Raw genomic sequence first — 23959 nt, 5'->3', positions numbered from 1 at the left:
TACCGTTCACCGACACTTAATGCGCGCGGGTCAGCACTTCACCACCGAACCGTGAGGGTTCTCCCGGTAGGAAGTCACGACGGACCGTCATATAGATGAGGCAGCGCCCGAGCTCTCGGGCGCCTCACTCACCGGGATGTCCGACATGCGCCGGGACCACCACGACCCCCGACCGATCGGCTGGCGAGCCACGGCACTCGCGCGCGTGTCCCGTGCCGTGTTCGCCGTGCTCTTCGCGAGCCTCTGGCTCGGTGGCGCCGCGCCGCTCACGGCACAGTCAGCGAAGCCCGGCGCCATCCCGGTGCCCGACACGGCGGCGCTCGCCCAACGCCTCGCGACCGCGACAGGGGCCGCACGCATCCCGCTGCTGCTCGCCCTCGCCGATGCGCACAAGGACGCGCCCGCGATCGGCCTCCCGTTCGCCGACGAGGCTCTGACCCTGCTCACCGTGCACCCATCCGTGCCCCGCGAGGTCGAGGCGCGCATCACGCGGAGCTACGCGCTGCAATCGGGAGGGACCTATCCCGAGGCGCTGGCGGAGGCCCTGCGCGCGGAGTCGCTCGCGACCTCGCTGGGGGACGCCCGGACCCTCGCGGATGCGCACTACGAGGTCTCGCTCGTCCAGTGGCGCATGGCGGACTATGCGGCCGCTACTGCCTCGATCGGGCGCGCGCGGCGGCTGCTCGAGCCGTATGGCGACTCGCCTGCGCTCGCGCGCACGCTCTCGCATGTCGGCGCGATCCACTACAACCAGAGCGATCTCGCGGCCGCCCTCGACGGGTTCGTCGCGGCGCTGCGCATGAGCGAGACCCTCGGCGACGAGATCGCGGCCGCCCGCGCGCACAACAACATCGGCCTCGTCTATCTCGACCTCGGGCGGACGGCGGACGGCTACGCAGCGCTCCGACGCGCCCTCGCGATCCACGAACGCCTCGGACCGCGCCGCAACCTGACGAACACGCTCAACAACGTCGGGCTCGCCCTGATCGAGCTCGGCCGCCCGAGCGCCGCGATCGGACCCCTCGAGCGCGCGTACCTCCTCGACGTGGAGGACGGGAACCTCTACGGGCAGGCGAAGGACCTGAGCAACATCGGCTATGCGCACGAGCGGATGCAGCAGCCGACGTCGGCGCTCGACTACCATCGCCGCGCCCTCGCCCTGCGCGAGCGGATCGGCGACAAGGACGGCGTGGTCCGGTCGCAGGGCGCGGTGGCGGAGGTCCGCATGCGACTCGGCGACCCGCGCGGCGCGATCCCGCTCTTCGAGCGATCGGTCGCGCTCGCGACGGAGATCAACAGCCGCCGCAGCCAGTCGGACCTGCTCGCGTTGCTCTCGGAAGCGCAGGCCGCGACCGGGGACAGCGGCGCGGCCCTCCGCACCTACCAGCGCTATCACGCGCTCGCGACGGAGCTGGCGGACAGCGCGAAGCAACGCCTGACGGCGGAGATCGAGACGCGCTACCAGGCGCGACAGCGGCAGGCGGACCTCGACGCGCTCGCCGTCCTCGCCGAGTCGCGTCGCGAGCGGTTGGTCTGGTCCGTCGCCACGATGCTCGCGCTCGTCGCGAGTCTCGTGCTGCTCCTGGTGCTGTACACCACGCGCGTGCGCGCCGAGCGGGCGGTGGTGGAGTCGGAGCAACGGTACCGTGCCCTGTTCCAGACGTCGATGGTGCCGTTCCTGCTGGTCGACGCCTCGACGCGCACGGTGCTCGAGTGCAACGGTCCCGCGCGCACCCTCTGCGGTGTGGACACCGCGATGGGCACGCTCCCGATCGCGGCGATCGACCCGCGCTGGCTCGCCGACGCGCTCGCGCGACTCCTCGAGGGACCGGACACCGACCATCAGGCCATCGACGCGGAGTGGGAGGATCCCGCGGGGCGCGCGCACTGGAGCGAGGTCCGCGGAAGCCGCGTGACCTCCGGTGGCCGCAGCTGTGTGCTCGTCAGCGTCCGGGACACCACCGAGGAGCATCAGGAGGAGGAAGCGCGACAGCGCGATGACAAGCTCCAGTCGCTCGGCGTGCTCGCGGGCGGGATCGCGCACGACTTCAACAACGCGCTGACCGCGATCCTCGGGCATGTGACGCTGGCGCGCGACGCGGAGCCGGACGAGCGGGAGGAGATGCTCGCTGGCGCGGAGCAGGCCGCGATGGCGGCGAGTCACCTGACGACGCAGCTGCTCGCGTTCGCGAAGGGCGGGCAGCCGCTCCGGCGCACGACCGACGTGGCCCGCGTGCTCCGGGATGCGATCGCGCTGGCCGGTGCCGGCTCCCACATGCGCATCGACATCGAGCTCCCCGAGTCGCTCTGGCACGCCCATCTCGATGCCGGGCAGTTCAGCCAGGTCGTGAGCAACCTCGTGCTGAACGCCGCGCAGGCCACCGGCGAAGGGGGACGGCTCGTCGTGCGGGCGTCGAACGTCGCCGAGCACCTCCCGCTCGGCGCCGTCGCCGCGGCGGCGCCCGCGTCAGGCTCGGGTGCGGAGCGCTACGTCCGGATCGACTTCGCCGACAACGGCAACGGGATCCCCGAGGCGATCCGCCATCGCGTGTTCGACCCGTACTTCACGACGAAACGCGGGGGGAACGGTCTGGGCCTCGCCACGGCCTTCGCGATCTGCCGCAACCACGGCGGGACGCTCACCTTCACGTCGCGCGTGGGCGAGGGCACGACCTTCAGCGCGTTCTTCCCGGCGTCGAGCGAGATGGCGGCGGAGGCGACACCCGAGCAGGTCGCGCTCGTGCCGGGGAACGGGTCGATCCTCGTCCTCGACGACGAACCGCTCGTCCGCTCGGTGCTGCAGCGGATGCTCGAGCAGCTGGGCTATCGTGTCGAGTCCGTCGCCGAGGGACGCGCGGCCGTGGAGCGATTCACCGAGCGGCGGCAGGCCGGCTCCCCGTTCGACCTGCTCGTCATGGACCTCACGATCCCTGGCGGGATGGGCGGTCGGCAGGCGATGGCGGAGATCCTGCGGATCGACCCGTCGGCGCGGGCCATCGTGGCGAGCGGCTACTCCGACGATCCGACGATGGCGCACTTCCGCGAGGCGGGCTTCGTCGCGGCCCTCACGAAGCCCTTCCAGCGCGAGGCGCTCGCCCGGGCGGTGCAGGCGGCGCTGCACCGCCCGGGCGACGACGGCATCAGTTCGCCGTCACGTTGATCGTCGCCGTGCAGGTCTCCACGGCGGGCGAGGCGAGCAGCGTGTTGAAGTCCGTCAGCGCCGCGAGCTCGTGGTTCTGCGCGAGGAACTTGAACGCGTGCTGTCCGGGCGTGGTGCTCGCGCCCGAGATGGTGATGAGGGCGTTCGCCCCGGCGAACTGGCTGCTCGTGCCGTAGCCGAGGAGCCGGGCGCCGGTCGCCTCGTCGACGATCGTGAACGACCAGTAGAGGAAGTTGCCGGACGAGGCGACCGGTCCGGTCGTCGGGCCCGTGATCGACATGATGATCTCGGAGCGATCCTGGATGCCCTTGCGGATGGTGATGCCCATCGAGGTGCCGGCGTCGCACACCGCGCCCGCGGAGGCCGCGCGGATCTTGCCCACGGCCGGCGCAGGCGCGCCACCGCCACCACCACCGCCGCCACCACCGCCGCTTCCGCCGCCGCTCGGCGCGCTGCCCGACTTGGCCAGCGAGATCTCGTTCGCCGTCTGCAGCGTGGGGTCGAGGGGTGAGCCGGCATCCGCGCACGCCGTCATCAACGCGCCGAAGGTGAGGACCGAGAGGATCGAGAGACGCGCATTCATCGTGGAGCACTCCATGGCGTGACACGTGGTGGGATCGAGCGGTGACGGTCCTCATGAAAGGCAAGGATCCGGCCAGCGTGCGCGGATCGCCAACACGTTGCCGAGCAATGAGTTGGGTGCAAGGGGCATTCGGAGTGCCTCTGACGTTCCGTTCCAGGGCTATAATGTTCCGATGCAACAGCGGACCTAGGGGGCGCATCCATCATGTACCAACTCCGCCGCCCCGATCCGCGCCTGGCGCCGTTCATCGAGCACTACTGGTTCGTGCGCGCGAGTCCCGCACAGCCGTACGCACTCACGGTGGACGTCTTCGTCGACGCCCGGGCCGACCTGGTGCTCAACCATGGCGTCCCGTACATGCGCACCGTGCACGGGGAGCCCGAGGTGACCATCGCGCACTCCAACCTCGACGCCCAGCGCCTGCGACCGATCCGCATCGCGCAGCGGGGCCAGGTGGTGCTCGCGGGCGTGCGCTTCCATGTCGGCGGTCTCGCGCCCTTCGTGCGCCGATCGCTGCACGAGTGGACCGACCGCGTGGTGCCGGTGGAGGAGGCCTTCGACGGCGATCTCGACGGCTCGCTTCGCGACCACGACGCGGACGAACAGGCGCGACGGTTCGACGCCTACTTCCTCGAGCGGCTTCGGCTCACCGCCGCGACCGAGGACTTCCTCGAGATGAAGGCACGCATCGAAGCCGGCGCGACGCGGATGGACCAGCTGCCGATCCCGCTGCGCCGTCTCGATCGACTCTTCCGCGCCGGCCTCGGCATCACGCCCAAGGCGTTGGTGCGGATCGTGCGCTTCCAGCGCGCGCTCACGCGACTCCGGCACGACCCGGGATGCACGCTGGGACAGGTCGCTGCCGAGTTCGGCTACTCCGACCATGCGCACTTCGTGCGCGAGCATCGGCGCTTCGCCGGTGTCACACCCGGACAGCAGGTGGGCTACTTCCCCGCCGGCGCGCCGACGGATTTCAGCCCCAACCTTGTCCGATTCGTTCAAGATTCCCCCCCGTCCTGAGGTGACCGTACGGTCATGGCCCAGACACGACATCGGTTCTTCTCCCGCGAGACGGACGTCCGGATCGAGATCGAGGCGAGCGCCGATGCGGTGTGGTCCGTCCTCATCGACGGCGCCGCCTATCCCACTTGGACGTCCACCGTGCGGTCGATCGATGGGGTGATCGCCGCCGGTCAGCGGATCAAGCTCGTCTCGTCGCTCGACCCCAAGCGCACCTTCTCATTGACGGTGCGCGAGTGCGAGGCCCCGCGTCGACTCGTCTGGGGCGACGCGATGGGGCGCCGGACGTACGAGTTGCGGCCAGGTGGCACCGGGACCACGTTCACGATGCACGAACGGATCGGCGGACCGCTCTTCCCGCTGTTCGCGCGGATGATCCCGTCGTTCGACGAGTCGTTCGACCGCTTCGCGCAGGATCTCAAGCGGCGCGCCGAGTCACGCTGACCTCCCATCACGGGTACCTCGATGGCCATCGTACTGGATCGCGGGAAGGCGTCGCCGTGGAAGCTCCGTACGCCCCCGGGCACCTCGGACTACACCATGCACGTCGAGGAGAAGGACGGGCGCACGATCCTCGTCTGCACGGTCGGGACGACCATCCTGCACTACGACGCGCGCTGCGTCGCCGACCTACACGCGATGCTGCGGGCGGCCGGCGACTGGGTGGAACTGGGCTCCGCCGATGAACAGAAGCCGGCGAAGGCGGGCACCGTGGAGGCGTGGGGGCGTTCACCGGACAACCCGATCGGCGGGTGGTACGGGCTCAAGAAGGGCTTCCGCGGCCGCTTCGGCATGTATCTGCCGCCGCTGCTCGAAGCGCTCGGCCTCTGCGAGCTCGAGCACCACGCGCGTAACAACCGGATGCGCGCGAAGTAGCGTGACCTGCGTCACGCGGCTAACGTCGGCGCGACTCGCACGTCCGACCCCGTGAAATGGAGACACACCCCACCATTCACTGGAGTCCGCCATGTCCCGCCTGCGCCTGCTGGTCCCTGCCGTCCTCCTCGCCGTCGCCGCGTGTGACGACACTACCGGCCCCGACGGCGGTCTCACCGCGGTGCAGACCACGCAGGTCGGCGCGACGATGCAGGACGAGGTCGAGAACGACGTCGACGCGATGATCATCGAGGCGGCAGTGACGCCGAGCTTCGAACCGGCGCCGGGGATGGCGCAGGTCGTGGCGCCGTGCGTCGCTCCGTCCAACACGACGGACACCGACGGCGACGGCATCTACGACGACGCGACGATCGTCTTCACGACGCCGGCCTGCACGCGCACCAACCGCCGCGGGGGCACCGTCGCCATCACCGGCACGCTGCGCATCCAGGACCCGACCCCGCAGGCCGGGCTCGCCTTCACCAACACGCTGACGGGCCTCACCTTCGCGTTCACCGGTGGTGGCGTCGCCGCGCGCAACTATACCGTCTCGCGCACCGGCACCCGCAGCATCGCGATCGCGGGCTCCGGACTCACCTTCGCGTCGGACCTGTCGATCACGCGCACCTTCAACGTCGGCGCGCAGGCGACCGTCGAGAAGGTCTGGACCGTGAGCTACACGCCCGCGGCCGGGCAGGTGCTCGCCGCGGGACAGCCGCTGCCGAGCGGGACCTTCTCGGCGACCGGCACCGTGGACTGGACGCGCGGCGCCGAGCAGTTCTCGTTCGCGGTCACGACGCAGACGCCGCTCTCGTACGATGCGACCTGCGACGCGGCGCAGCGGATCACCGCCGGCGAGGTGCGCGCGCAGGGGACGTTCAACGGACGCGCCGGGTACCTGCGGATGCGCTGGACCGCCTGCGGCGTGGAGCCGTCGGTCGTGTTCATCCGCACCTGATGGGGAGAGGGCCCTGACCGCGATCGCGGTCAGGGCCCTCGGACGCCCTTGGACGCGCGATCAGCGCGCCACCCAGCGCTCCATCCACGTCGTCCACCGCTCCATCCGGTCGATGGCGAAACTCGGCCGCCGGATGCCATGGTGCTGGCCCGGGTAGACGACGAGCTGCGTCGGGACCTCGCGGCTGCGGAGCGCGAGGTACATCTGCTCGGAGCCGGCGATCGGCACGTTGAAGTCGTCGGCGCCGCCCATGAACAGCGTCGGGGTCGAGATCCGCTCGGCGCGCCAGAAGGCGTACGAGAGCTTCTGCCAGAGCGCGGGGTCCTTCCACGGGGCGCCGAGTTCCGCGAGGTATTGCGCCGCGTACTGGTCCGAGCCGAACATCGACGTGAAGAGCGAGCTCCCCGCCCCGCTCACGGCCGCCTTGAAGCGCGGGGTGGTCGCGATGAGACAGTCGGTGAGGATGCCGCCGTAGCTCCATCCCCCGACGGCCAGTCGCGCGGAGTCGGCGATGCCGGAGCGCACGGCCTGATCGACCGCGCCGAGCAGGTCCTCGACCTCCTTGCCGCACCAATCGGCGTAGATGGCGCGCTGATGCGCCTCGCCGCGTCCGCTGGAGCCGCGATAGTTCATCTGCAGCACGTTCCATCCGGCTGCCGCCAGGACCTCGCGCTCGAGCCAGAACGAATGGTCATCCTGCGCCACCGGCCCGCCGTGGATCCAGAGCACCGTGCGATGCGGTCGGCCGGGCTCGGCGCCCGCGGCGCGCGCGAGCAGGCCGCGCACGATCGTGCCGTCGCGGCTGCGTGATTCGAACTCCTCCACGCCGGCGAGCTTCACCGTCGCGCGCCAGGCGTCATTCTCGTGCGTGAGTCGCCGCGGGCCACTCGCGTCGAGCGCGTGCACCTCACCGGGCGTCGTCGCATCGCCGAGGACGATGGCGATGCGCCCCTTCGCCTGATGGACCGACTCGACCAGCTGCCGACCGTCGACGACGCGCGTGATGGCGCCGTCGGCGAGCGCGATCCGCAGCAGCACGCCACGGCGGTCGTCGTCGATGACGGTGAGCAGCGCGTCGCCCCGGTCCGTCCACACGGGCGCCGTCTGCGGGCGATCGAGCGCCGGCGCGAGGACGCGGACCGCGCCGCCGTCGGCGGGGATCACCGCGACGCGCTGCGTGCCGTACATCGGCACGGGCACGAAGGTCCCCTGGAGGAACGCGATCGACCGGCCGTCGGGACTCCAGCTGGCGGCCCGCTCGACGGTCGGGGTGCTGGTCAGGCGCCGCGGCTCCGCGCCGGCGCGCGCGTCGATCACATAGAGGTCGGTCTCGTCGGTGCGATCCTCGTCCGTGTGGCGCGCGCTCGTGAACACGATCCGCGTGCCGTCCGGCGACCAGTCGGGCTCGCGGTCGTCGGCGTCACCGCTGGTGAGGCGGGTGACCGCCTTCGTCGCGACCTCGACCAGGTGCAGGTGCGTGCGACGCCGGTCGAGCCACCCGTCACCATCGCGCTTGATGAGGAGGCGATCGATGACGATCGGACGCGGCTTCGACGTGTCCGCCCGCGCGGCGGAGTCCGCATCCTGCGAGACGATCACGATCCGGGCGCCGTCGGGGGACCAGACGTAGTCGGCGACCCCTTCCGCGATGGAGGTGAGTTGCTGCGCCTCGCCGCCGGCCCGATCGAGCAGCCAGAGCTGCGACTGGTCATCGTCCCCGCGGGCGGAGACGAAGGCGAGGTACTTCCCGTCGGGGCTCCAGCGCGGCTGCGACTCGCTCGCCTTGGTGGACGTGAGTCGCACGCTGCGCGTGCCGTCCCACCGCACCATGTGGAGGTCGGTGTCGCGCGCGTCGCGGGAGGAGTCGGCGCGGCTCACGGTGTAGGCGACCCACTCGCCGTCGGGCGATACCTGCGGATCGCCGACGTCGCGCAGGCGGTAGAGGTCGCGAGCCGTGACGGGGCGCGGCGCGGCAGCAGAGGCCTGTGCCGCGAGGGCGACGGGAGCGATCGCGACGGGGAACAGCGCGACGGCGAGGCGGAAGCGGAGGAGGCGCATGTCCACAATCTGGCGCGTCGGCCGCCGGGGCCGCTACACGCCGGTCCTGCGTCTCAGGCCGAGAGCCAGGCCTCGGCGTCCTCGCGTGTCCGGAACTGTGCGTGGGTCAGCTGCGGATTGATGTTCAGCTTCTGGAAGAGGTTCGCGTAGTTCGTGCCGGCCGGCGTCGCGGCGACGAGCGCGGAGCGCGCGGGGCGATCGAAGTCACCACTCAGTCGCGGCGCGGCGTGGCGCTCGAGCGTGCTGAAGTCGAGGTCGCGGCCGAAGATCCCCGCGAGGAGGTAGATCCGGTCGACCGGGCACGCCGGGTCCTGCTCGAACGCCTCGACCGTCTCGACGCCTTTCAGGAACTCGACCTTGGAGACGATCCCGCGGAACTCGATGACGAGCCAGCGCGGCTCACGGGTGACGGTGCAGGGCATGACGCGAATGCTAGCCGCGGCACTCGCAGGACCGCCACTGCGTCGCCCGGCGGCCGAACGCGGGGCGATCCTCTGCCGGGATTTCCCTCCCCCCGAGCCCGAGCTTTCCGTATGGCGGCTGCGGCGCCGGGTCGTATCGTGGGAGCACCACCCTCGGGAGGCCCCTCATGCGTCCTTTCCCCCGCCTTGCGCTCTCCCTGCTCTGCCTCGCCGCGCTCGCCGCGCCGCTCGCCGCGCCGGTCGCCGCGCAGGAACAGATGATCGGATTCGAGAAGATCCAGCAGCTCCTCGCGGGCGGTCAGGCCCGCCTCGCCGCGCGCGAACTGCAACTCGCCTCGGTCGCCTTCCGCTCCGAGATCGGACGGTGCCGGGACGAGGAGATCGGCGCACGGCTCGTCGAGCTCGAACCCCGCTTCACCTCGCTCGCCGAGCGCGTGCAGACCGGGGCGATCACGACCGCCGCGCTCGAGCAGGAGTTCGTCGCGATGGACCGCCTGCTCGCCGAGAATCACCTGAAGCTGGCGGTGACCGGCTGGGGCCTCCGCCGCTTCGGAAGGTTGGAGGCCGTCGCGACCGACCTCCGGCTCGCCGCGCTCTACCTGGATCGCTCGGCCAATTGGAGCCGGCAGCCCCTGCCCGCCGACCTGCGGCAGGCCGTCGACGGCGCCCTCGCCGCGGCCGAAGCGCTGGCCAAGAGCCCGGCGAATCCGCCCGGCCCGACCGGCGCCGCGATCGAGGCCTTCGACAAGGCGATGAAGCTCCCCCGCTGAGGGCCCGGAGCGACCCTTCGGGACCCGTGCGGTTGGCGAAAGGGGGGCGATGGCCCCATGTTCACATCACACCTTCGCCCTCCTGACCGCCCGTGTCCGCCCGCGCCCTCCGCCTCCACGAACGCCTGCAACGGATCGTCCCCGGTTCGCCGACGGAGATCGCGACCCGCGACGCGGAACGCACGCAGCTCATCGATGCCTACTGGGATGACGTCGAGGAGCGCGTCCTCTATGTGATGGTGCTGCTGAGCGCGGGCCGGAACAACGAGGCGATGACGCTCTGCGCGGCCTACCTCGAGGGCGTGGCCCATGAGCTGGTCGCGATGCATCCGTCGACCGGCGAGGCCTTCGAGGACGAGGCCGAGCAGCTCTCGAGCGACCCCTACCTCACGCTCGTGCATCCGCTGCAGCTCGTGCGTGTGGTCGCGATCACCGAAGGCCTCTCGCCGACGGCCCGGCTCGACATCGCGCAGACCTTCCCCGGTCCCGAGCACACGCTGCTGCACCAGGAGCAGGCGCTCGAGATCGTGCGCGCGCTGGTGGAGCCCGCGGAAGCGGCGCTGCTCGAGCGCGTCATCTGGAAGTGCACCATCGCGTACGTGATCTACGACTTCATCCGGTCGCAGTCGTTCAAGCGTCGCGAGGGCACACGCACCATCGGACTCGGCACCGCCTTCCACGAAGGCCATCCGGTGCACGAGCTGAGCGTGCCCGAACTCGTGAGCCTGCTGCGCGGCATGGTCGCCGAGGCGCGCGATCGTGCGCACACGAGCGGGACGCTGCCGCAGCACGACTGAGCCGTTCGCTCCTCCCCCACATCGGAGTGCGCATGACCCGTTCCGTCACCGGTGCCGCGGTCGCGGCGCTCGCGGCCTGCTCCCTGCTCTGCCCCGCGCCTGCCGGCGCGCAGGCGCCGCGCCCCACGACGCTCGCCGGCCGTTCGACGGTCTATGCGCCGAGCGGCATGGTCGCGACGAGCCAGCCGCTCGCATCGGCGGCGGGGCTCCAGGTGCTGCGCGAGGGGGGCAACGCGATCGACGCGGCCGTCGCCGCGGCGGCGGTGCTCACCGTGACCGAGCCGCACATGACCGGCATCGGCGGGGACATGTTCGCGATCGTCTGGCTGGCGAAGGAGCAGCGGCTGGTCGCGCTCAACGCGAGCGGTCGCGCCGGCGCGAAGATGACGCGCGAGACCCTGCTCGCGCGCGGGTTCCGCCCGGGATCGCAGCAGGGCGCGATGTCGGTCACGGTCCCGGGGGCGCTGGCGGGATGGGAGATGCTGCTGCGCACGCACGGGACGCGCGCGCTGCGCCAGGTGCTCGCACCGGCGATCGGGTATGCACGCGACGGCTTCCCCGTGACGCCGATCATCGCCGCGCAGTGGGCGGCCGAGACGTCCTTCCTCCAGCGCGACTCGGCGGCAGCGGCGACCTTCCTCCCCGGAGGGCACGCACCGAAGGCCGGCGAGTGGTTCCGCAATCCCGACTACGCCCGCACGCTGCAGACCATCGCCGACAGCGGCATCGGCGTCTTCTATGGTGGCGCGCTCGGCCGGCGCATCGTCCAGCGCCTCGACGCGCTCGGCGGCTTCCTCACGCTCGACGACCTGGCGCGGAACGCGCCGAACTGGGTGACGCCCATGTCGGCGGACTACCGCGGCTACCGCGTCTGGGAGCTGCCGCCGAGCAACCAGGGGATCGCCGCGCTCGAGATGCTGCGCATCCTCGAGCCGTACGACCTCAAGGCGATGGGGCACAACTCGCCGGCGTACCTGCATCACCTCATCGAGGCGAAGAAGCTCGCGTACGCCGACCTCGACCGGTTCGTCGGCGACGCGGACCATCTCGACATGCCGGCGTCGCGGATGCTGAGCGACGAGTTCATCGCGGAGCGGCGGAGCCACCTCGACCCGGTCCGCGCGCAGTCGCGCGTCGATCCGGGCCCGCTGCGCACGCAGAGCGAGACGATCTACCTGACGGTGGCCGACGCCGAGGGGAACATGGTGTCGTTCATCAACTCGATCTACGACTACTTCGGGTCGGGCGTGGTGGTGCCGGGGACCGGATTCGCGCTGCACAATCGCGGCGCCGGATTCACCCTGACGCCGGATCGGCCGAACACCGTCGCGCCTGGGAAGCGGCCCTTCCACACGCTCATCCCTGCCTTCGTCACGCAGGTGGTGAACGGGCGCGAGCAGGCGTACATGAGCTTCGGGCTGATGGGTGGCGGCGTGCAGGCGCAGGGGCATGTGCAGTTCCTGCTGAACCACCTGGTGTTCGGGATGGATGTGCAGCAGTCGATCGATGCGGCGCGGTTCCGGCACTACGACGGGATGCGGGTCGCGCTCGAGGCGCCGATCGGCGATGCGGTGCGCGCGGCGCTCACGGCGATGGGGCACGTGATGATCGACGCGCCGCCGGTGGCGTTCGGCGGGGCGCAGGCGATCATCCGGCTGCCGCGCGGCTATGCGGCGGGGAGCGATCCGCGGAAGGACGGGATGGCGGTCGGGTACTGAGCCTCAGCGACGCGCGCGCGCCACGGCCCATGTGAGCGCGCGACGCACCGTGAGGTGGAGCACGAGCGAGACCAGCGCGAGGACCGACGCGATGATGACCGGCAGCACCGGCCCGAACGCGTAGGTGAGCCCGAGGGCGAAGCCGAGCACGTACTCGGCGCGGTAGATCGGGAGCAGCAGGCCCAGCAGCGGGATCGCCTGGAAGAGGACGCCCGACACCTCCTCGCGTCCGAGCAGGAACGCACCGGCGAGCGCTGCGCCATAGAGCGCGGCGCCGGCGAACGCGAACCCCGCGGAGCGGAGGATGTCGTCCGCACCGCCGGCGGAACGCGCGGCCGCGAGCCGTAGCTGCACGCGACCGGTGAGGAACCAGACGAGCGCCGGGACGGTGACCGCCCCCCACCAGTTGGTGAAGGAGGGCAGGTCGGCGCGCGCCAGGAGGTGGTGTCGTGGGACGCCGTCGTGGGCGTACTGCCACGCGAGGAGCGCCCAGTACGCGAGCGTGACGACCCCCGTGAGGGCGAGGCGGATGCGAGGGAATGCGTCGGCGGTCAACGGGACTCTTGGTGGCGAAGGGATGCTGTCCGTACGCGGGCGGCCGGGGATCGTTTCCCCGTCCGGGGCCGGTCGGGATGCGGAGCGCGCGAACCCTTCGCATCTTCTCCACTGACAGGCACCCCGAACCCGGATCGCCCCATGACCAGCACCGTCCTCGACTTCCTGCGCGCCGACGACCTGGCCTCCGGAGGCGCACGATGAGTCATCGTACCCCGACCTGCCTGCTGCTCGCGTTCGCGATGAGCGCACAGGCCTGCTACCGAAGCGCGCCGCTCGGCCCAGAGGAACCCGTGCCGCAGCGCCGGGGGCGCGTGAGTTCCGCGACGCCGTTCGCGCTGCGGACCACCGACCTGAAGGCCGGCGAGGAGCCGTGCCCGGTGGAGCGCGTGGATGCATCGGTCCGCCGCGTCGCCGGGGACACCATCCATTTCGCCACAGTGTTCGGCTACGATCGCGCGCCGGGCGTCGGAAGTTGCCGGCGCCCGGGCGACGGGTTCGTGGTCCTCTCCGAGGTGCAGGCGCCACAGGTGGACGCCCGCAAGTTCAGCGCACTGCGTTCGGTCGCGCTCGTGGTGCTCGGGATCCCGGCCGCGCTCATCGCGGCGATCGTGATCGCCTGCGGTGGCACGTGCCAGATGACGTGAACGGGGGCGCCGGCGTCCGCGGCGCACGGTATCTTCCCGCCATGCGCGTGGCCTCCGGTTGGCTCTTGCTCGCGGTTCTCCTCCCCTCGGTCGCCAAGGGGCAGGTCCTCACCCCGCGGGAGGCCCTCGACTCCTCCCGCGCTGCGCTGGTGCGCGATGTGGGACGGCTCGCGAGCGCCGAGTTCGCCGGCCGTGCGACGGGCACGGCGGGCGCGGACAGCACGATCGCGTATCTCGCGCGCGCGTACGTGGCGATGCAGGTCGACCCCGCGGGCCGCGGGCCCTGCGACGACAGCGGGCGTTGCACCCGGAGCTACCGGCAGACCTTCGCGCTGCCCCGTTGGACACTGCGGAATACCGGCCTCGATTCCACCGCGCTGGCGACCAACGTGATCGCCGCGATCCCCGGGACCGACGAGGTGCTGGCGCAGGAGTGGATCGTGCTCGGCGCGCATCACGATCATCTCGGCGCGACCGGCATCGGCGCGCGGGATGCGCGGACCGCGCGCCTGCCACATCTCGGCGCGGACGACAATGCCTCCGGGACCGCGGCCCTGCTCGAACTCGCGCGGCGCCTCGCGTCCGCGCCGGTCCGCCGTTCGATCCTGCTCGTGCACTTCGGCGCGGAGGAGCTCGGCCTGCTCGGATCGACCGCGTTCCTGACCGATCCACCGGTGCCGGTGCGCGCGATGGTGGCGATGATCAACCTCGACATGGTCGGGCGGCTCGGCGGCAAGCGGCTGACGGTGTTCGGTACCGCGACATCACCGGCCTGGTCCACGCAGCTCGATGCCGCCGCACGCGAAGCGGAGGTGCGGCTCGATCCGTCCGCGGATCTCGGCGTTCGTGGCACGGGCAGCGACCACATCGAGTTCGCGCGCCTCGGCCTGCCGTCGCTGCACCTGTTCACCGGCGTGCACGAGGCGTATCACACCAAGGACGACACACCCGCGAAGGTCGACTACGACGGCCTGGTTCGGGTCGTGGTCTTCACCGAATCCCTCGTGCGGGCCCTGGGCGATGCACCGGTGGCCCTTCCCCGTTCCGCGACGCCATGACCCCGCCCGCCCTCGTCCGTTGGCACGCCGCGCTCGCCGCGCGCGACCCTCGCGCCCTCGACGTCCTCCTCGCCGACGACGTGGTCTTCCACTCGCCAGTGATGCACACGCCGCAGGTCGGCAAGCGCGTCACGGCGATGTACCTCGCGGCGGCCTTCGAGGTGTTCGGCCAGCCGGGCTTCCGCTACGTGCGCGAGATCGTGGGGGCGCACGATGCCGCGCTCGAGTTCACGGTGGAGCTCGACGGCGTCGTCGTGAACGGCGTGGACCTCATCCGGTGGGACGCGAGCGACCGCATCACCGATTTCAAGGTGATGCTGCGACCGCTGAAGGCGGTGCACCTCATCCACGAGCGCATGGCGGCGATGCTGGCCGCCTCCACTCCTCGAACGGGACCACCGGATGCGTAAGCTCCCGACCTGCCTCGTCCTCACGTTCGCGCTCGGCCTGCAGGCCTGCCGCGCGAGCGCTCCGCTCGCGCCCACCGGCCCGGAGCCGCGCCGCGCGATCCGCATCACGTCGGCGGCGCCGTTCGCGGTGCACCTCGTCGGCGAGGAGGGCCCGGCGCGCTGCCGCGCGACGCGCTTCGAAGGCGTCGTCACCGCGGTCGCGGGCGACACGATCCGGTTCGGCACGGTCTACTCGCTCCACCGCGCGTCCGGGATGACGACGTGCCGGACCCGCGGCATCCCCTTCGTGCTCTCGTCGGAGATCACGGAGGCGCGGACCGTCGCCCGTCCGTTCAGCCCGGGGCGGACGGCGGCGATGGTGCTGATCGGACTGCCGTTGGCGGCGTTCGCCGCGATCGGACTGCTCTGCTGGCTCGAACCCTGCTTGGCATGACGGGAGAGGATCGCACATGAGGGGTCGCCATTCGCGCATCGCATTCGCCGCCTTCGGCGCGCTCGTCGCGCTCAGCCCCGCGTCCGCCGCGCGCGCGCAGTCCCCGACCACCTCCGCCGAGCGCGCCACCGCCTGGGCGGAGCACCAAGCCCTCGACCGCGCCTCGCCGTTCCGCGGCCTCGCCTGGCGCCCCGTCGGCCCCGTGCGCATCGGCGCGCGCGTGGAGGCCATCGCGATCCCGCCGGGCAACACGGGCACGATCTACGTCGGGGTCGGGTCGGGCAATCTGTGGAAGACGGTGAACAACGGCCTCACCTGGCGCGCCATCTTCGAGCACGAGAGCGCCTTTGCCATCGGCGACGTGGAGGTCGCGCCGAGCGACCCGCGCGTCGTCTGGGTCGGCTCGGGCGAGGCGCAGCCGCGCTATGCGGGCTATGCGTATCCCGGGACCGGGGTCTTCAAATCCACCGACGCCGGCGAGACATGGACCGCCATGGGCCTCGCCGAGACGCATCACATCGGCAAGGTGCTCATCGATCCGCGCGACCCCGACGTCGTGTTCGTCGCGGCGATGGGGCATCAGTGGTCGGCCAACCGCGAGCGCGGCGTCTTCCGCACCGAGGACGGCGGCGCGCACTGGGAGCAGGTGCTCCGCATTGACGACTCCACCGGCGTCGTCGACCTCGCGATGGACCCGTCGGACCCGCGCATCCTGTACGCGTGGGCGTGGCAGATCGAGCAGGGACGCAGCGGCGGCCTCTTCAAGTCCACCGACGCTGGACGCCATTGGCGACGCGCGTCGAACGGGTTGCCGACCGGCCCGCTCGGCCGCGCCGGCATCGCGGTCGCCGCCGGCGCGCCGGGCGTCGTCTACCTCCATCTCGACGACCGCTCGCCGAGCTCGGTGAAGGACCGTCCGTTCGTCGGCGGGTCGGTGTACCGCTCGGACGACCACGGCGAGCAGTGGCGCCGCGTCGACCGGGGCGACCTCTTCGAACTCTTCGGCGCGTACGGATGGAAGTTCACCGACATCCGCGTCGATCCGCGCGACGCGCAGCATCTCTACATCCTCGGCAACCACGCGATGGAGTCGCACGACGGCGGTGCGACCTGGCGGCGCATCGGCGACCGCATCCTCCGCCTCCACGAGACCGAGGGGCGCGCGCTCCATCTGGACCATCATGAGATGGTGATCGATCCCGCCAATCCGGATCGCGTGCTGCTCGGCAATGACGGCGGCCTCTTCCTCTCCTATGACGCGGGCGCGAGCTGGCTGCACCTCAACAACATCCCGGTCACGCAGATGTACTTCGTCGCGACCGACGATCGGTCGCCGTACCGGATCTATGCCGGCACACAGGACAACGCGGCGCTCTTCGGCCCGAGTGACGCGTCGCTCGATGATGCCGTGCCCGATCCGTGGCGGAGCGTCTATCTCGACCGATGGACCGGCGGCGACAGCTATGTCACGCTCCCGGACCCGACCGACGACCGCTTCATCTATTACGAGCACCAGAACGGCGCGATGATGCGGATGGACATCACGGGCAGCTCGATCCTGAGTGGCGGTCCGTCGAGTCAGAACATCCGGCCTCGCCTTCCGCGCGGCTCGGCGCCGCTGCGCTTCAGCTGGTACACCCCGTTCTTCATCTCCCCGCACGATCCGCGGACGCTCTACGTGGGTGGCGACCGGGTGCTCAAGTCCACCGATCGCGGGAGCAGCTGGCGCGCGGTGAGCCCGGAGCTCGGTGACCCGGCCGGCGCGGACCGCACGCCGGTGACGACCGGCGGGTTCACGATGCTCACCGAGTCGCCGCTGCGCCCCGGGATGCTCGCCGGCGGCACCGAGGGCGGGCGGCTCTGGCTCTCCACCGATGATGGCGCGCAGTGGCGGCGCATCGACACCGGCCTCCCGAAGAAATGGGTGAGCCGCGTGACGCTCTCGGCCCGGGACGCCGCGACGATCTACGTGAGCTTCACCGGCTTCCGCGAGGACGACACGCGCCCTTACGTCTTCGCGTCGAACGACACCGGTCGCACCTGGCGTTCGATCGCCGCCAACCTCCCGGCGGAAGCGGTGAACGTGATCAAGGAGGACCCGATGAACGCCGACCTCCTCTACCTCGGCACCGACCTCGGGGTCTATGTCTCGCGCGATCGCGGCGGATCGTGGGAGTCGTTGAACGCGTCGCTTCCGTCGACGCCGGTGCAGGACCTGACGGTGCAATCGCGGGAGAGCGAACTGGTGATCGGGACGTACGGACGGGGTGCGTGGGTGCTCGACCTCGCACCCATCCGTACGCCGCGCACCGAGTGGTCCGGCACCGCGTTGCATCTCTTCCCCGTGCGTGACGTCGTGCAGGACTGGTATCCGTGGGATGCGGTCCCGGGCGATCGGCGTGGCCGGCGCGTGGCGCGGATGCAGGTCGCGTCCGATCGCCCGCGCGAGGCGACGATCGCGGTGCGCGACTCGACCGGGCAGGTGGTGCGCGAGTGGTCGCTGTCGCTGGGCACCGGCGTCACCACCGTCGAGTGGGACATGCAGGTGATGGACCGCGCGGGCCGACTCGTGGATGTGCGCCCGGGTGCCTTTGTCGTGGAGGTGCGGGCCGGCGACGCGCGTGCGACGCGCCCGCTCCGCGTCGCTCCCGATCCGCAGCTGACCGAGGGACAGCGACGCCCCGAGGAGTTAGGTTAGGGCTCCCGCTTCGCGAGCACCCCCCGGCATGACGCGCACGACCTCGTTCCTCCTCACCCTCGCCGGCGCCGTCGTGCTCGGCTGGGCCGCCGTGCGGACCCCGGCGCCACTCCCGGCCGACGCCCCGGCCACCGAGTTCTCGGCGACGCGCGCGATGGCGGATATCCGCGCGATCGCGAGCGCGACGCGCGCAACCGGCACGCCGGAGATCGCGGTGGCACGCGCGCATCTCGGGGCGCGTCTCACCGCGCTCGGCTTCACCTGGCGCGAGACCACGTATCCCATGCCGCCGCGCGCCGCCGCGCGCCTCAGGTCGTGGGGCGGTGACTCGGTCGCGACGGGCACCAACCTCATCGCGTGGCGGCAGGGCGCCGACTCCATGGGCCCGACCGTGGCGCTCATGGCGCACCACGATGCCGTCTGGGGATCGCCCGGCGCGGCGGACGATGCGTTCGGGGTCGCGGCCGCACTCGAGATCGCCCGCGCGATCCCGCGCGAGACACAGCGGCGCGACCTCATCCTCATCCTCACCGACGGCGAGGAGATCGGCCTCACCGGCGCGCGCGCGTTCTTCGCCAAGGACAGCACGGCCGATCCGCTGGCCGATCGCGTCGGGGTGCTGATCGACCTCGAATCGCGCGGCGGCGGCGGGCTCGCCTCGATGTTCCAGACCAACACCGAGAACGGCGCGCTCATGGCGCTGTACCAGGACGTGGTCCGGCACCCGGCGGCGAACTCGATCGCGGTGAGCATCTACGAACGCCTCCCCAACTCGACCGATTTCACCCCGGCGCTCGCGCGCGGCGCGATCGGCTTCAACATCGCGAACGTCGGCGACGCCCGGCTCTATCACTCCCCGCTGGCCACGCCCGACGAGATCGACCCCGGCACCCTGCAGCACATGGGTGCGCAGGCGCTCGACCTCACGCGCGCCCTGCTCACGGTGGACACGCTCCCCGGCAAGGCACCGGCGGTCGTCTTCAGTGACGTCCTCGGCGTCACGATGTTCTCGTATGCGCCGGCGACGGGGTGGATCCTCCTCGCGGTGTGCGCGCTCGTGCTCGCGCTCGCGGCGTATCACCGCAAGTTCGACTGGAGCGCGCGGTCGGCCGCGGGCGTCGCCTTCGACGGGTTCGCTGTCGCGGTGGTCGCGGGGTTGGCACTCTTCCTCGTCAACAAACTCTCGCTCACGGCCGCGAGCCCCGAGCTGAACTACTACGACCGTCTCGCGGCGCTGCCGCGGCTCGAGCTGCAGGCGGCCTGCCTCGTCCTCGCGACGCTCCTCGCGTCCACCGCCACCTGGGCGCGCAGCGATTCGAGCCGGTCCGTCGGCGCCGGCGTGCTGACGCTGGTGCTCGGTGTGGTGACGCAGGTGCTCCTGCCCGGCGGAGGCCCGATCTTCGTCTGGCCCCTCCTCGCGGCGACGGCGGCGTTCTTCATCCAGGGATTCGCGGCACCCGGCGCCACCGCGCCACGCGTGGTCGCGATGAGCATCGCCGCGATCGGGCTCGCCTGGCTCGGCTCGATCGCGCACTTCCTGCTCCTCGGCGTCGGTGCCGACCTGCCGTCGGCGATCGCTCCGCTGCTCATCCCAGCGCTCGCGCTTCTCGCGCCGGTGATGCCCGACTGGCCACGTCGCCCGACGCTGCTGGCCGCGAGCGCACTGCTCGTCGCCGCCGTCGGCCTCGCCCTGTGGGTGCGTCTCGACGCACTCGCCCCGAGCGTCGCCGTGTACGCCCTCCCCCGCTGACCGTCACCGCCCATGCGCCCCGCCCTCGCCCTGCTCCTCGCCATGTCCATCAGCGCCGCGATCCCCGCCGACGCGCAGCCGAACGCCGACTGGGCGAACCTGAAGCGCTACGCGGCCGAGAACGCGGCCCTCCCCGCGCCAGCACCGGACGAGGCGCGCGTCGTCTTCTACGGCAACTCCATCACCGAAGGGTGGGCGCCACACTTCGCCACGATGTTCCCCGGCAAGCCGTACTTCGGCCGCGGGATCAGCGGACAGACGACGCCGCAGATGCTCATCCGCTTCCGACAGGATGTCGTCGCGTTGCGGCCCAAGGTGGTGGTCATCCTCGCCGGCACGAACGACATCGCGGGCAACACGGGCCCGTCGACCAACGAGATGATCGCCGACAACCTGCGGGGGATGACGGAGATCGCGCGCGCGAACGGCATCCACGTGGTGCTCTCGTCGGTGCTGCCGGTGTTCGACTACCCCTGGAAGCCTGGGCTCGAGCCGGCGCCGCGGATCATCGCGCTCAACGCGTGGATGCGACGGTACGCCGAGGAGATCGGCGAGACGTATCTCGACTACCACACGGCGATGGCCGACGCGCGCGGCGGGTTGCCGCCGTCGCTCGCCGATGACGGTGTGCATCCCAACCTCGCCGGCTATCGGCTCATGGCGCCGCTCGCCGACGCGGCGATCGCGCGCGCGCTCGGAAGGCCGTTCGGAAGGCCGTGAGGTCCGTGCGGGGCAGCGTACCGCCCCGCGCACTCGCTCAGCGGATGTGCTCCCAGGCCAGCGATGCGATCTCGCCGAGCGCCTGCCCCGCGACGATCGTCGGGTCGCCTGACGCGACCGAGAGGTTGTTCACGTAGATCGCGAACGCGACGCGCTTGCCGCTGCGTGACGTGAAGTAGCCGGCGAGTCCCTTGCCGGTCACGAGCGTGCGACGGTTGAGGGGATCGTACGTGGAGTAGGTGCCCGTCTTCGCGAAGACCTTCCCTGCCCCCGGCGATCCCACCTGGATGGTCGCGAGGGTCCCGTCCTGCCCGAGGACCGGCAGCGCCGCACGGAAGGCGTCCGCCCAGGGCTTGCCGGCGACGACGGCGAGGTAGCGCGTCATGAATCGCGGCGAGAACCAGGCGTTGCCGCCCGCACCGTCACCCTGCACGGCGCCGCCGAGGTCGAGCGACTCGCGCTGCAGCCAGTCGTGCGCGAGATCGAAACCGTTGCGCCCGGCGCGGCGGGCATCCGGCCGCGACCCGAGCAGCAACGGGAAGTTGCTGGCGTGCAGGTTCTGGCTCGTCTTGAGCAGCACCACCGCCTCGGCCGTGAGCGGGAGCGAGACGTGCTCGGCGACGACCATCGAATCGACGTACGCCGCCGCGAGTGACGGCACGTCCACGCTGCGCTGCCTGAGGCGCGGCAACACCCGCACGCCGGCGTCGGCGAGCACCTCGCTCAGCACGATCTCGCCGAAGCGGCGCGGTGACGGGACCGCCCACCGGAGGTTGGAGGGCGTGGCACGAGGCACCATGCCCGACAGCACGAGGATGCGATGGTCGGCGTCGCTGCTGTCCTCCATGCTCCGCGTGACGGCGGGTGCGCCGGAGTCCACCGTCGTGAACGTCGCCTGCACCGTGAGCAGGCTCGTGCGCGGCGAGACCTGGACGGTCGCGGCATCGCCGGCGCGCGCGCCCGGCGTGACGACGATGTCGATGACGTTGTCGTTCACGACCATCGGCGACATCACGATCCGGGTCCCGAGTTCGCGCTCGCCCTCCGCGAAGAGCGAGGCGTCGACGATCACCTGTCCGGAGACCGCGCGGATCCCGCGAGCGGCGACCTGCCGCGCGAGGTCGCGCAGCGTGGTCAGCGGGTCGGTGGCGAGCGGCGGTCCGCCGTACGAGTGGTCCCGGTCGATGAAGGCGTAGGTCCCGTCCTCGCGGCGCCGGCCGGAAAGATTCGGATCGCCGCTCGCGACGACCACGAGATCGCCCTGGACCACGCCGTCGCGGATGGGACCGGTCCGGTAGACGCGCGTGGTGAAGCGGTGATCGGGCCCGAGCACCTCGAGCGCGGTGCCCATCGTGAGCAGCTTCGTGGTGGAGCCCGGCACGAAGAGCCGGTCGCCGTTGACGCTGGCGAGCACCTTCTTCGCGTCGAGGTCGTAGAACTCCATCCCCCAGCTCGCATGGGCGAACTCGGGGCGTTCCATCACGGCGCGGATGCGGGCGTCGGGAGCGGGCTGCGCGTGGAGGGCGCGCGGCGCCACACCGGTGACCGAGACCGCGAGGAGGAAGACGACGGCGGCGCGGAGGGTGCGCATCACGGACTCCAGGTGCAGGGCAAGGAGGACTGTCGAGCCGAGAATATGCCCCGCCCCGGACCCGGTCGCCACGCGTGGCGCGCCGCCCCGCTCGGTCGTCTTGTTGGTTGGGCCCCCACCCATCTCATGCGCACTCCCACCCCGCCTTCCTCGCCCAACGAGCGCCCGCTGATCGACCGCCTCCGCGCGGCGACCGCGGGGCGTTACACGATCGGCGCCGAACTCGGCGCCGGCGGCATGGCGACCGTCTTCCGCGCCACCGAGATCGCCCTCGAACGCGAGGTGGCGATCAAGGTGATGTCGATGGAGGTGGCGTCGACGCCGGGCGCGGTGGAGCGCTTCCGTCGGGAGGCGCGCGTGGCCGCCGCGCTCAGCCACCCGCACATCGTCCCCATCTACGCGATCGGCGAGGACCCCAAGCTCGCGTTCTTCGCGATGAAGTACATCGAAGGCCGCGGGCTCGACTCGATCCTCAAGAAGGACCCGATGCAGTCGGTCGAGATGGTGGTGAAGACCATCGCCACGGTGGGCCGCGCGCTCGCGCACGCGCACGAGAAGGGCGTCGTGCACCGCGACGTGAAGCCGGCGAACATCATGGTGGGCAACGATGGCTGGCTCTACGTCACCGACTTCGGCATCGCCAAGCGCGACGACGTGCAGGGGCTCACGCAGGTCGGGACGGTGATCGGCACGCCGGCGTACATGTCGCCGGAGCAGTTCAATGGGCAGACGACGACCGGTGCGGCGGACCAGTATTCGCTCGGCATCGTCGCGTACGAGATGCTCGCGGGGCGCGCGCCGTTCAACGGGCCCTCGCTCGGCGAGATCATGCGCGGGCACCTGCTCGAACCCCCGCCGGCGCTGCGCACGTTGCGCATCGACATCCCCGCCCCGGTGGTCGACGTGGTGAACCGGATGCTCGCCAAGGACCCGGCGGACCGCTTCGCGACGCTCAACGACGCGGCGGCGGCCCTTGAGGGCGCCGGTGCCGGCGCCAAGGGGATGGCCCCGCGTCGCACGGTCCCGACCTCGCAGGCGGCGGCCGAGTTGCGCGCGACGACGAGTCCGACGACGCCGATGCCGCGGAACTCGACCAGTGGCCCGCTCACCGGCGCCAACTCCGGGGCCAACACGGGCGCGAACTCGGGGGCGGCGCGCCGGCCGGTGACCGCGACCCATGCGCGTCCGGAGCCCGCCCGGCAGGGCGGCGGCGGGACCGCCCTCGCGGTCTTCGCCCTCCTCGCCGCGGCGCTGGGCGGCGGCTGGTACGTCTTCCGCGAGGACATCAGCGCGGCGATGCGACCGGCCCCCATCGCGAGCATCGCCCCCGAGCTGCCGAGCACCCCGGTGCCCGAGCCGATGCCGGACAGCGGTGCGATCGCGGCCGCCGAATCGACGACCGTGGCCGGGGCGGACACGACGGCGAACGCCGGCGACCCGGCCGACGCGATCGCCGACCTCGCCGCGCGCCTCGCCTCCGCCCCGGTGATGGACGTGAATGCGCCGGCGGACTCGGTCGTCGTGCGCGTCGGCAGCCAGACGATGCAGACGGTGCTCTTCGTGAACGACCGGCAGGTCGGGATCCTCGGCGGGATGGGCCTCGTGAGTGTCACGGTCCCCCCCGGCGCGGTGAAGGTCCAGGTCCGCAAGGTCAACTGTCGCGACTGGGACACGACCTTCACGCCGGTCACGGGACGGCGCTACTCCTTCATGGAACGCTCGCCAACGTGCTGAC

21 protein-coding genes are annotated in these 23959 nt (G+C 71.5%); 16 read left to right on the top strand and 5 right to left on the bottom strand.

The window, feature by feature from the left end:
* Positions 1 to 145 precede the first annotated feature (145 nt).
* The gene (locus IPJ78_07960) at positions 146 to 3160 is read left to right on the top strand and encodes a tetratricopeptide repeat protein (GenBank protein ID MBK7906484.1); all 3015 of its coding nucleotides are present in this window, start codon (positions 146 to 148) and stop codon (positions 3158 to 3160) included.
* On the opposite strand, the gene IPJ78_07955 is transcribed toward IPJ78_07960, so the two are convergent.
* Positions 3141 to 3743, bottom strand: a complete 603-nt coding sequence (locus IPJ78_07955; GenBank protein ID MBK7906483.1) for a hypothetical protein — start codon at positions 3741 to 3743, stop codon at positions 3141 to 3143. The genes IPJ78_07960 and IPJ78_07955 overlap by 20 nt on opposite strands.
* Before the next feature lie 204 nt (positions 3744 to 3947).
* Between IPJ78_07955 and IPJ78_07950 the strand changes: the two genes are divergently transcribed.
* The 4 genes from IPJ78_07950 to IPJ78_07935 all read left to right on the top strand — a co-directional run bounded on the left by IPJ78_07950 (position 3948) and on the right by IPJ78_07935 (position 6597).
* Positions 3948 to 4763 (top strand): AraC family transcriptional regulator, encoded by an 816-nt coding sequence (locus IPJ78_07950; protein ID MBK7906482.1) that lies wholly within the window; start codon positions 3948 to 3950, stop codon positions 4761 to 4763.
* A 15-nt stretch (positions 4764 to 4778) separates the two neighbouring features.
* Positions 4779 to 5207 carry an SRPBCC domain-containing protein gene (locus IPJ78_07945; protein MBK7906481.1) on the top strand — a complete coding sequence of 143 codons (429 nt, stop codon included), beginning with the start codon at positions 4779 to 4781 and terminating at the stop codon, positions 5205 to 5207.
* A gap of 21 nt (positions 5208 to 5228) precedes the next feature.
* A complete protein-coding gene (locus tag IPJ78_07940) occupies positions 5229 to 5639 on the top strand; it encodes a hypothetical protein (protein ID MBK7906480.1) in 411 nt (136 codons plus the stop codon).
* A gap of 91 nt (positions 5640 to 5730) precedes the next feature.
* Positions 5731 to 6597 (top strand): hypothetical protein, encoded by an 867-nt coding sequence (locus IPJ78_07935; GenBank protein ID MBK7906479.1) that lies wholly within the window; start codon positions 5731 to 5733, stop codon positions 6595 to 6597.
* Between the two features lie 60 nt (positions 6598 to 6657).
* On the opposite strand, the gene IPJ78_07930 is transcribed toward IPJ78_07935, so the two are convergent.
* The gene (locus IPJ78_07930; protein MBK7906478.1) at positions 6658 to 8655 is read right to left on the bottom strand and encodes a S9 family peptidase; all 1998 of its coding nucleotides are present in this window, start codon (positions 8653 to 8655) and stop codon (positions 6658 to 6660) included.
* A gap of 53 nt (positions 8656 to 8708) precedes the next feature.
* Positions 8709 to 9077 carry a hypothetical protein gene (locus IPJ78_07925; GenBank protein MBK7906477.1) on the bottom strand — a complete coding sequence of 123 codons (369 nt, stop codon included), beginning with the start codon at positions 9075 to 9077 and terminating at the stop codon, positions 8709 to 8711.
* A 167-nt stretch (positions 9078 to 9244) separates the two neighbouring features.
* On the opposite strand from IPJ78_07925, the gene IPJ78_07920 reads away from it, so the two are divergent.
* The 3 genes from IPJ78_07920 (at position 9245) to ggt (ending at position 12362) form a co-directional block, all read left to right on the top strand.
* Positions 9245 to 9847, top strand: a complete 603-nt coding sequence (locus tag IPJ78_07920) for a hypothetical protein (protein MBK7906476.1) — start codon at positions 9245 to 9247, stop codon at positions 9845 to 9847.
* 92 nt (positions 9848 to 9939) lie between these two features.
* Positions 9940 to 10644, top strand: a complete 705-nt coding sequence (locus IPJ78_07915) for a hypothetical protein (protein MBK7906475.1) — start codon at positions 9940 to 9942, stop codon at positions 10642 to 10644.
* Positions 10645 to 10811: 167 nt separating this feature from the next.
* On the top strand, positions 10812 to 12362 hold the full coding sequence (ggt, locus tag IPJ78_07910; protein MBK7906474.1) for a gamma-glutamyltransferase: 1551 nt from the start codon (positions 10812 to 10814) through the stop codon (positions 12360 to 12362).
* Positions 12363 to 12365: 3 nt separating this feature from the next.
* Here the strand turns inward: ggt and IPJ78_07905 are convergent, their stop codons facing one another.
* The gene (locus tag IPJ78_07905; GenBank protein ID MBK7906473.1) at positions 12366 to 12917 is read right to left on the bottom strand and encodes a hypothetical protein; all 552 of its coding nucleotides are present in this window, start codon (positions 12915 to 12917) and stop codon (positions 12366 to 12368) included.
* A 200-nt stretch (positions 12918 to 13117) separates the two neighbouring features.
* Between IPJ78_07905 and IPJ78_07900 the strand changes: the two genes are divergently transcribed.
* The 7 genes from IPJ78_07900 to IPJ78_07870 are packed head-to-tail and all read left to right on the top strand — an operon-like array spanning position 13118 to position 20633.
* On the top strand, positions 13118 to 13564 hold the full coding sequence (locus IPJ78_07900) for a hypothetical protein (protein MBK7906472.1): 447 nt from the start codon (positions 13118 to 13120) through the stop codon (positions 13562 to 13564).
* A 41-nt stretch (positions 13565 to 13605) separates the two neighbouring features.
* Positions 13606 to 14622, top strand: a complete 1017-nt coding sequence (locus tag IPJ78_07895) for a M28 family peptidase (protein MBK7906471.1) — start codon at positions 13606 to 13608, stop codon at positions 14620 to 14622.
* Positions 14619 to 15032 carry a nuclear transport factor 2 family protein gene (locus IPJ78_07890; GenBank protein MBK7906470.1) on the top strand — a complete coding sequence of 138 codons (414 nt, stop codon included), beginning with the start codon at positions 14619 to 14621 and terminating at the stop codon, positions 15030 to 15032. The genes IPJ78_07895 and IPJ78_07890 overlap by 4 nt, the downstream gene beginning before the upstream one ends.
* Complete coding sequence (locus IPJ78_07885; protein MBK7906469.1) at positions 15025 to 15465, top strand: hypothetical protein; 441 nt, start codon at positions 15025 to 15027, stop codon at positions 15463 to 15465. The genes IPJ78_07890 and IPJ78_07885 overlap by 8 nt, the downstream gene beginning before the upstream one ends.
* A 16-nt stretch (positions 15466 to 15481) precedes the next feature.
* Positions 15482 to 18163, top strand: coding sequence for a hypothetical protein (locus IPJ78_07880; GenBank protein MBK7906468.1), 2682 nt, complete (start codon positions 15482 to 15484; stop codon positions 18161 to 18163).
* A 28-nt stretch (positions 18164 to 18191) separates the two neighbouring features.
* Entirely contained in the window at positions 18192 to 19913 is a 1722-nt protein-coding gene (locus IPJ78_07875) for a M20/M25/M40 family metallo-hydrolase (GenBank protein MBK7906467.1), read from the top strand.
* 12 nt (positions 19914 to 19925) lie between these two features.
* Positions 19926 to 20633, top strand: coding sequence for an SGNH/GDSL hydrolase family protein (locus tag IPJ78_07870; GenBank protein MBK7906466.1), 708 nt, complete (start codon positions 19926 to 19928; stop codon positions 20631 to 20633).
* Between the two features lie 37 nt (positions 20634 to 20670).
* Here the strand turns inward: IPJ78_07870 and dacB are convergent, their stop codons facing one another.
* The gene (gene dacB, locus IPJ78_07865; protein ID MBK7906465.1) at positions 20671 to 22224 is read right to left on the bottom strand and encodes a D-alanyl-D-alanine carboxypeptidase/D-alanyl-D-alanine-endopeptidase; all 1554 of its coding nucleotides are present in this window, start codon (positions 22222 to 22224) and stop codon (positions 20671 to 20673) included.
* 126 nt (positions 22225 to 22350) lie between these two features.
* Between dacB and IPJ78_07860 the strand changes: the two genes are divergently transcribed.
* The gene (locus IPJ78_07860; GenBank protein MBK7906464.1) at positions 22351 to 23958 is read left to right on the top strand and encodes a protein kinase; all 1608 of its coding nucleotides are present in this window, start codon (positions 22351 to 22353) and stop codon (positions 23956 to 23958) included.
* Position 23959 lies beyond the last annotated feature (1 nt).

Source organism: Gemmatimonadota bacterium, assembly GCA_016714015.1.
GTDB lineage: Bacteria > Gemmatimonadota > Gemmatimonadetes > Gemmatimonadales > Gemmatimonadaceae > Pseudogemmatithrix.
Note: the sequence above shows the minus strand (reverse complement) of the source record. Positions and strands in the feature narration are given on the sequence as shown.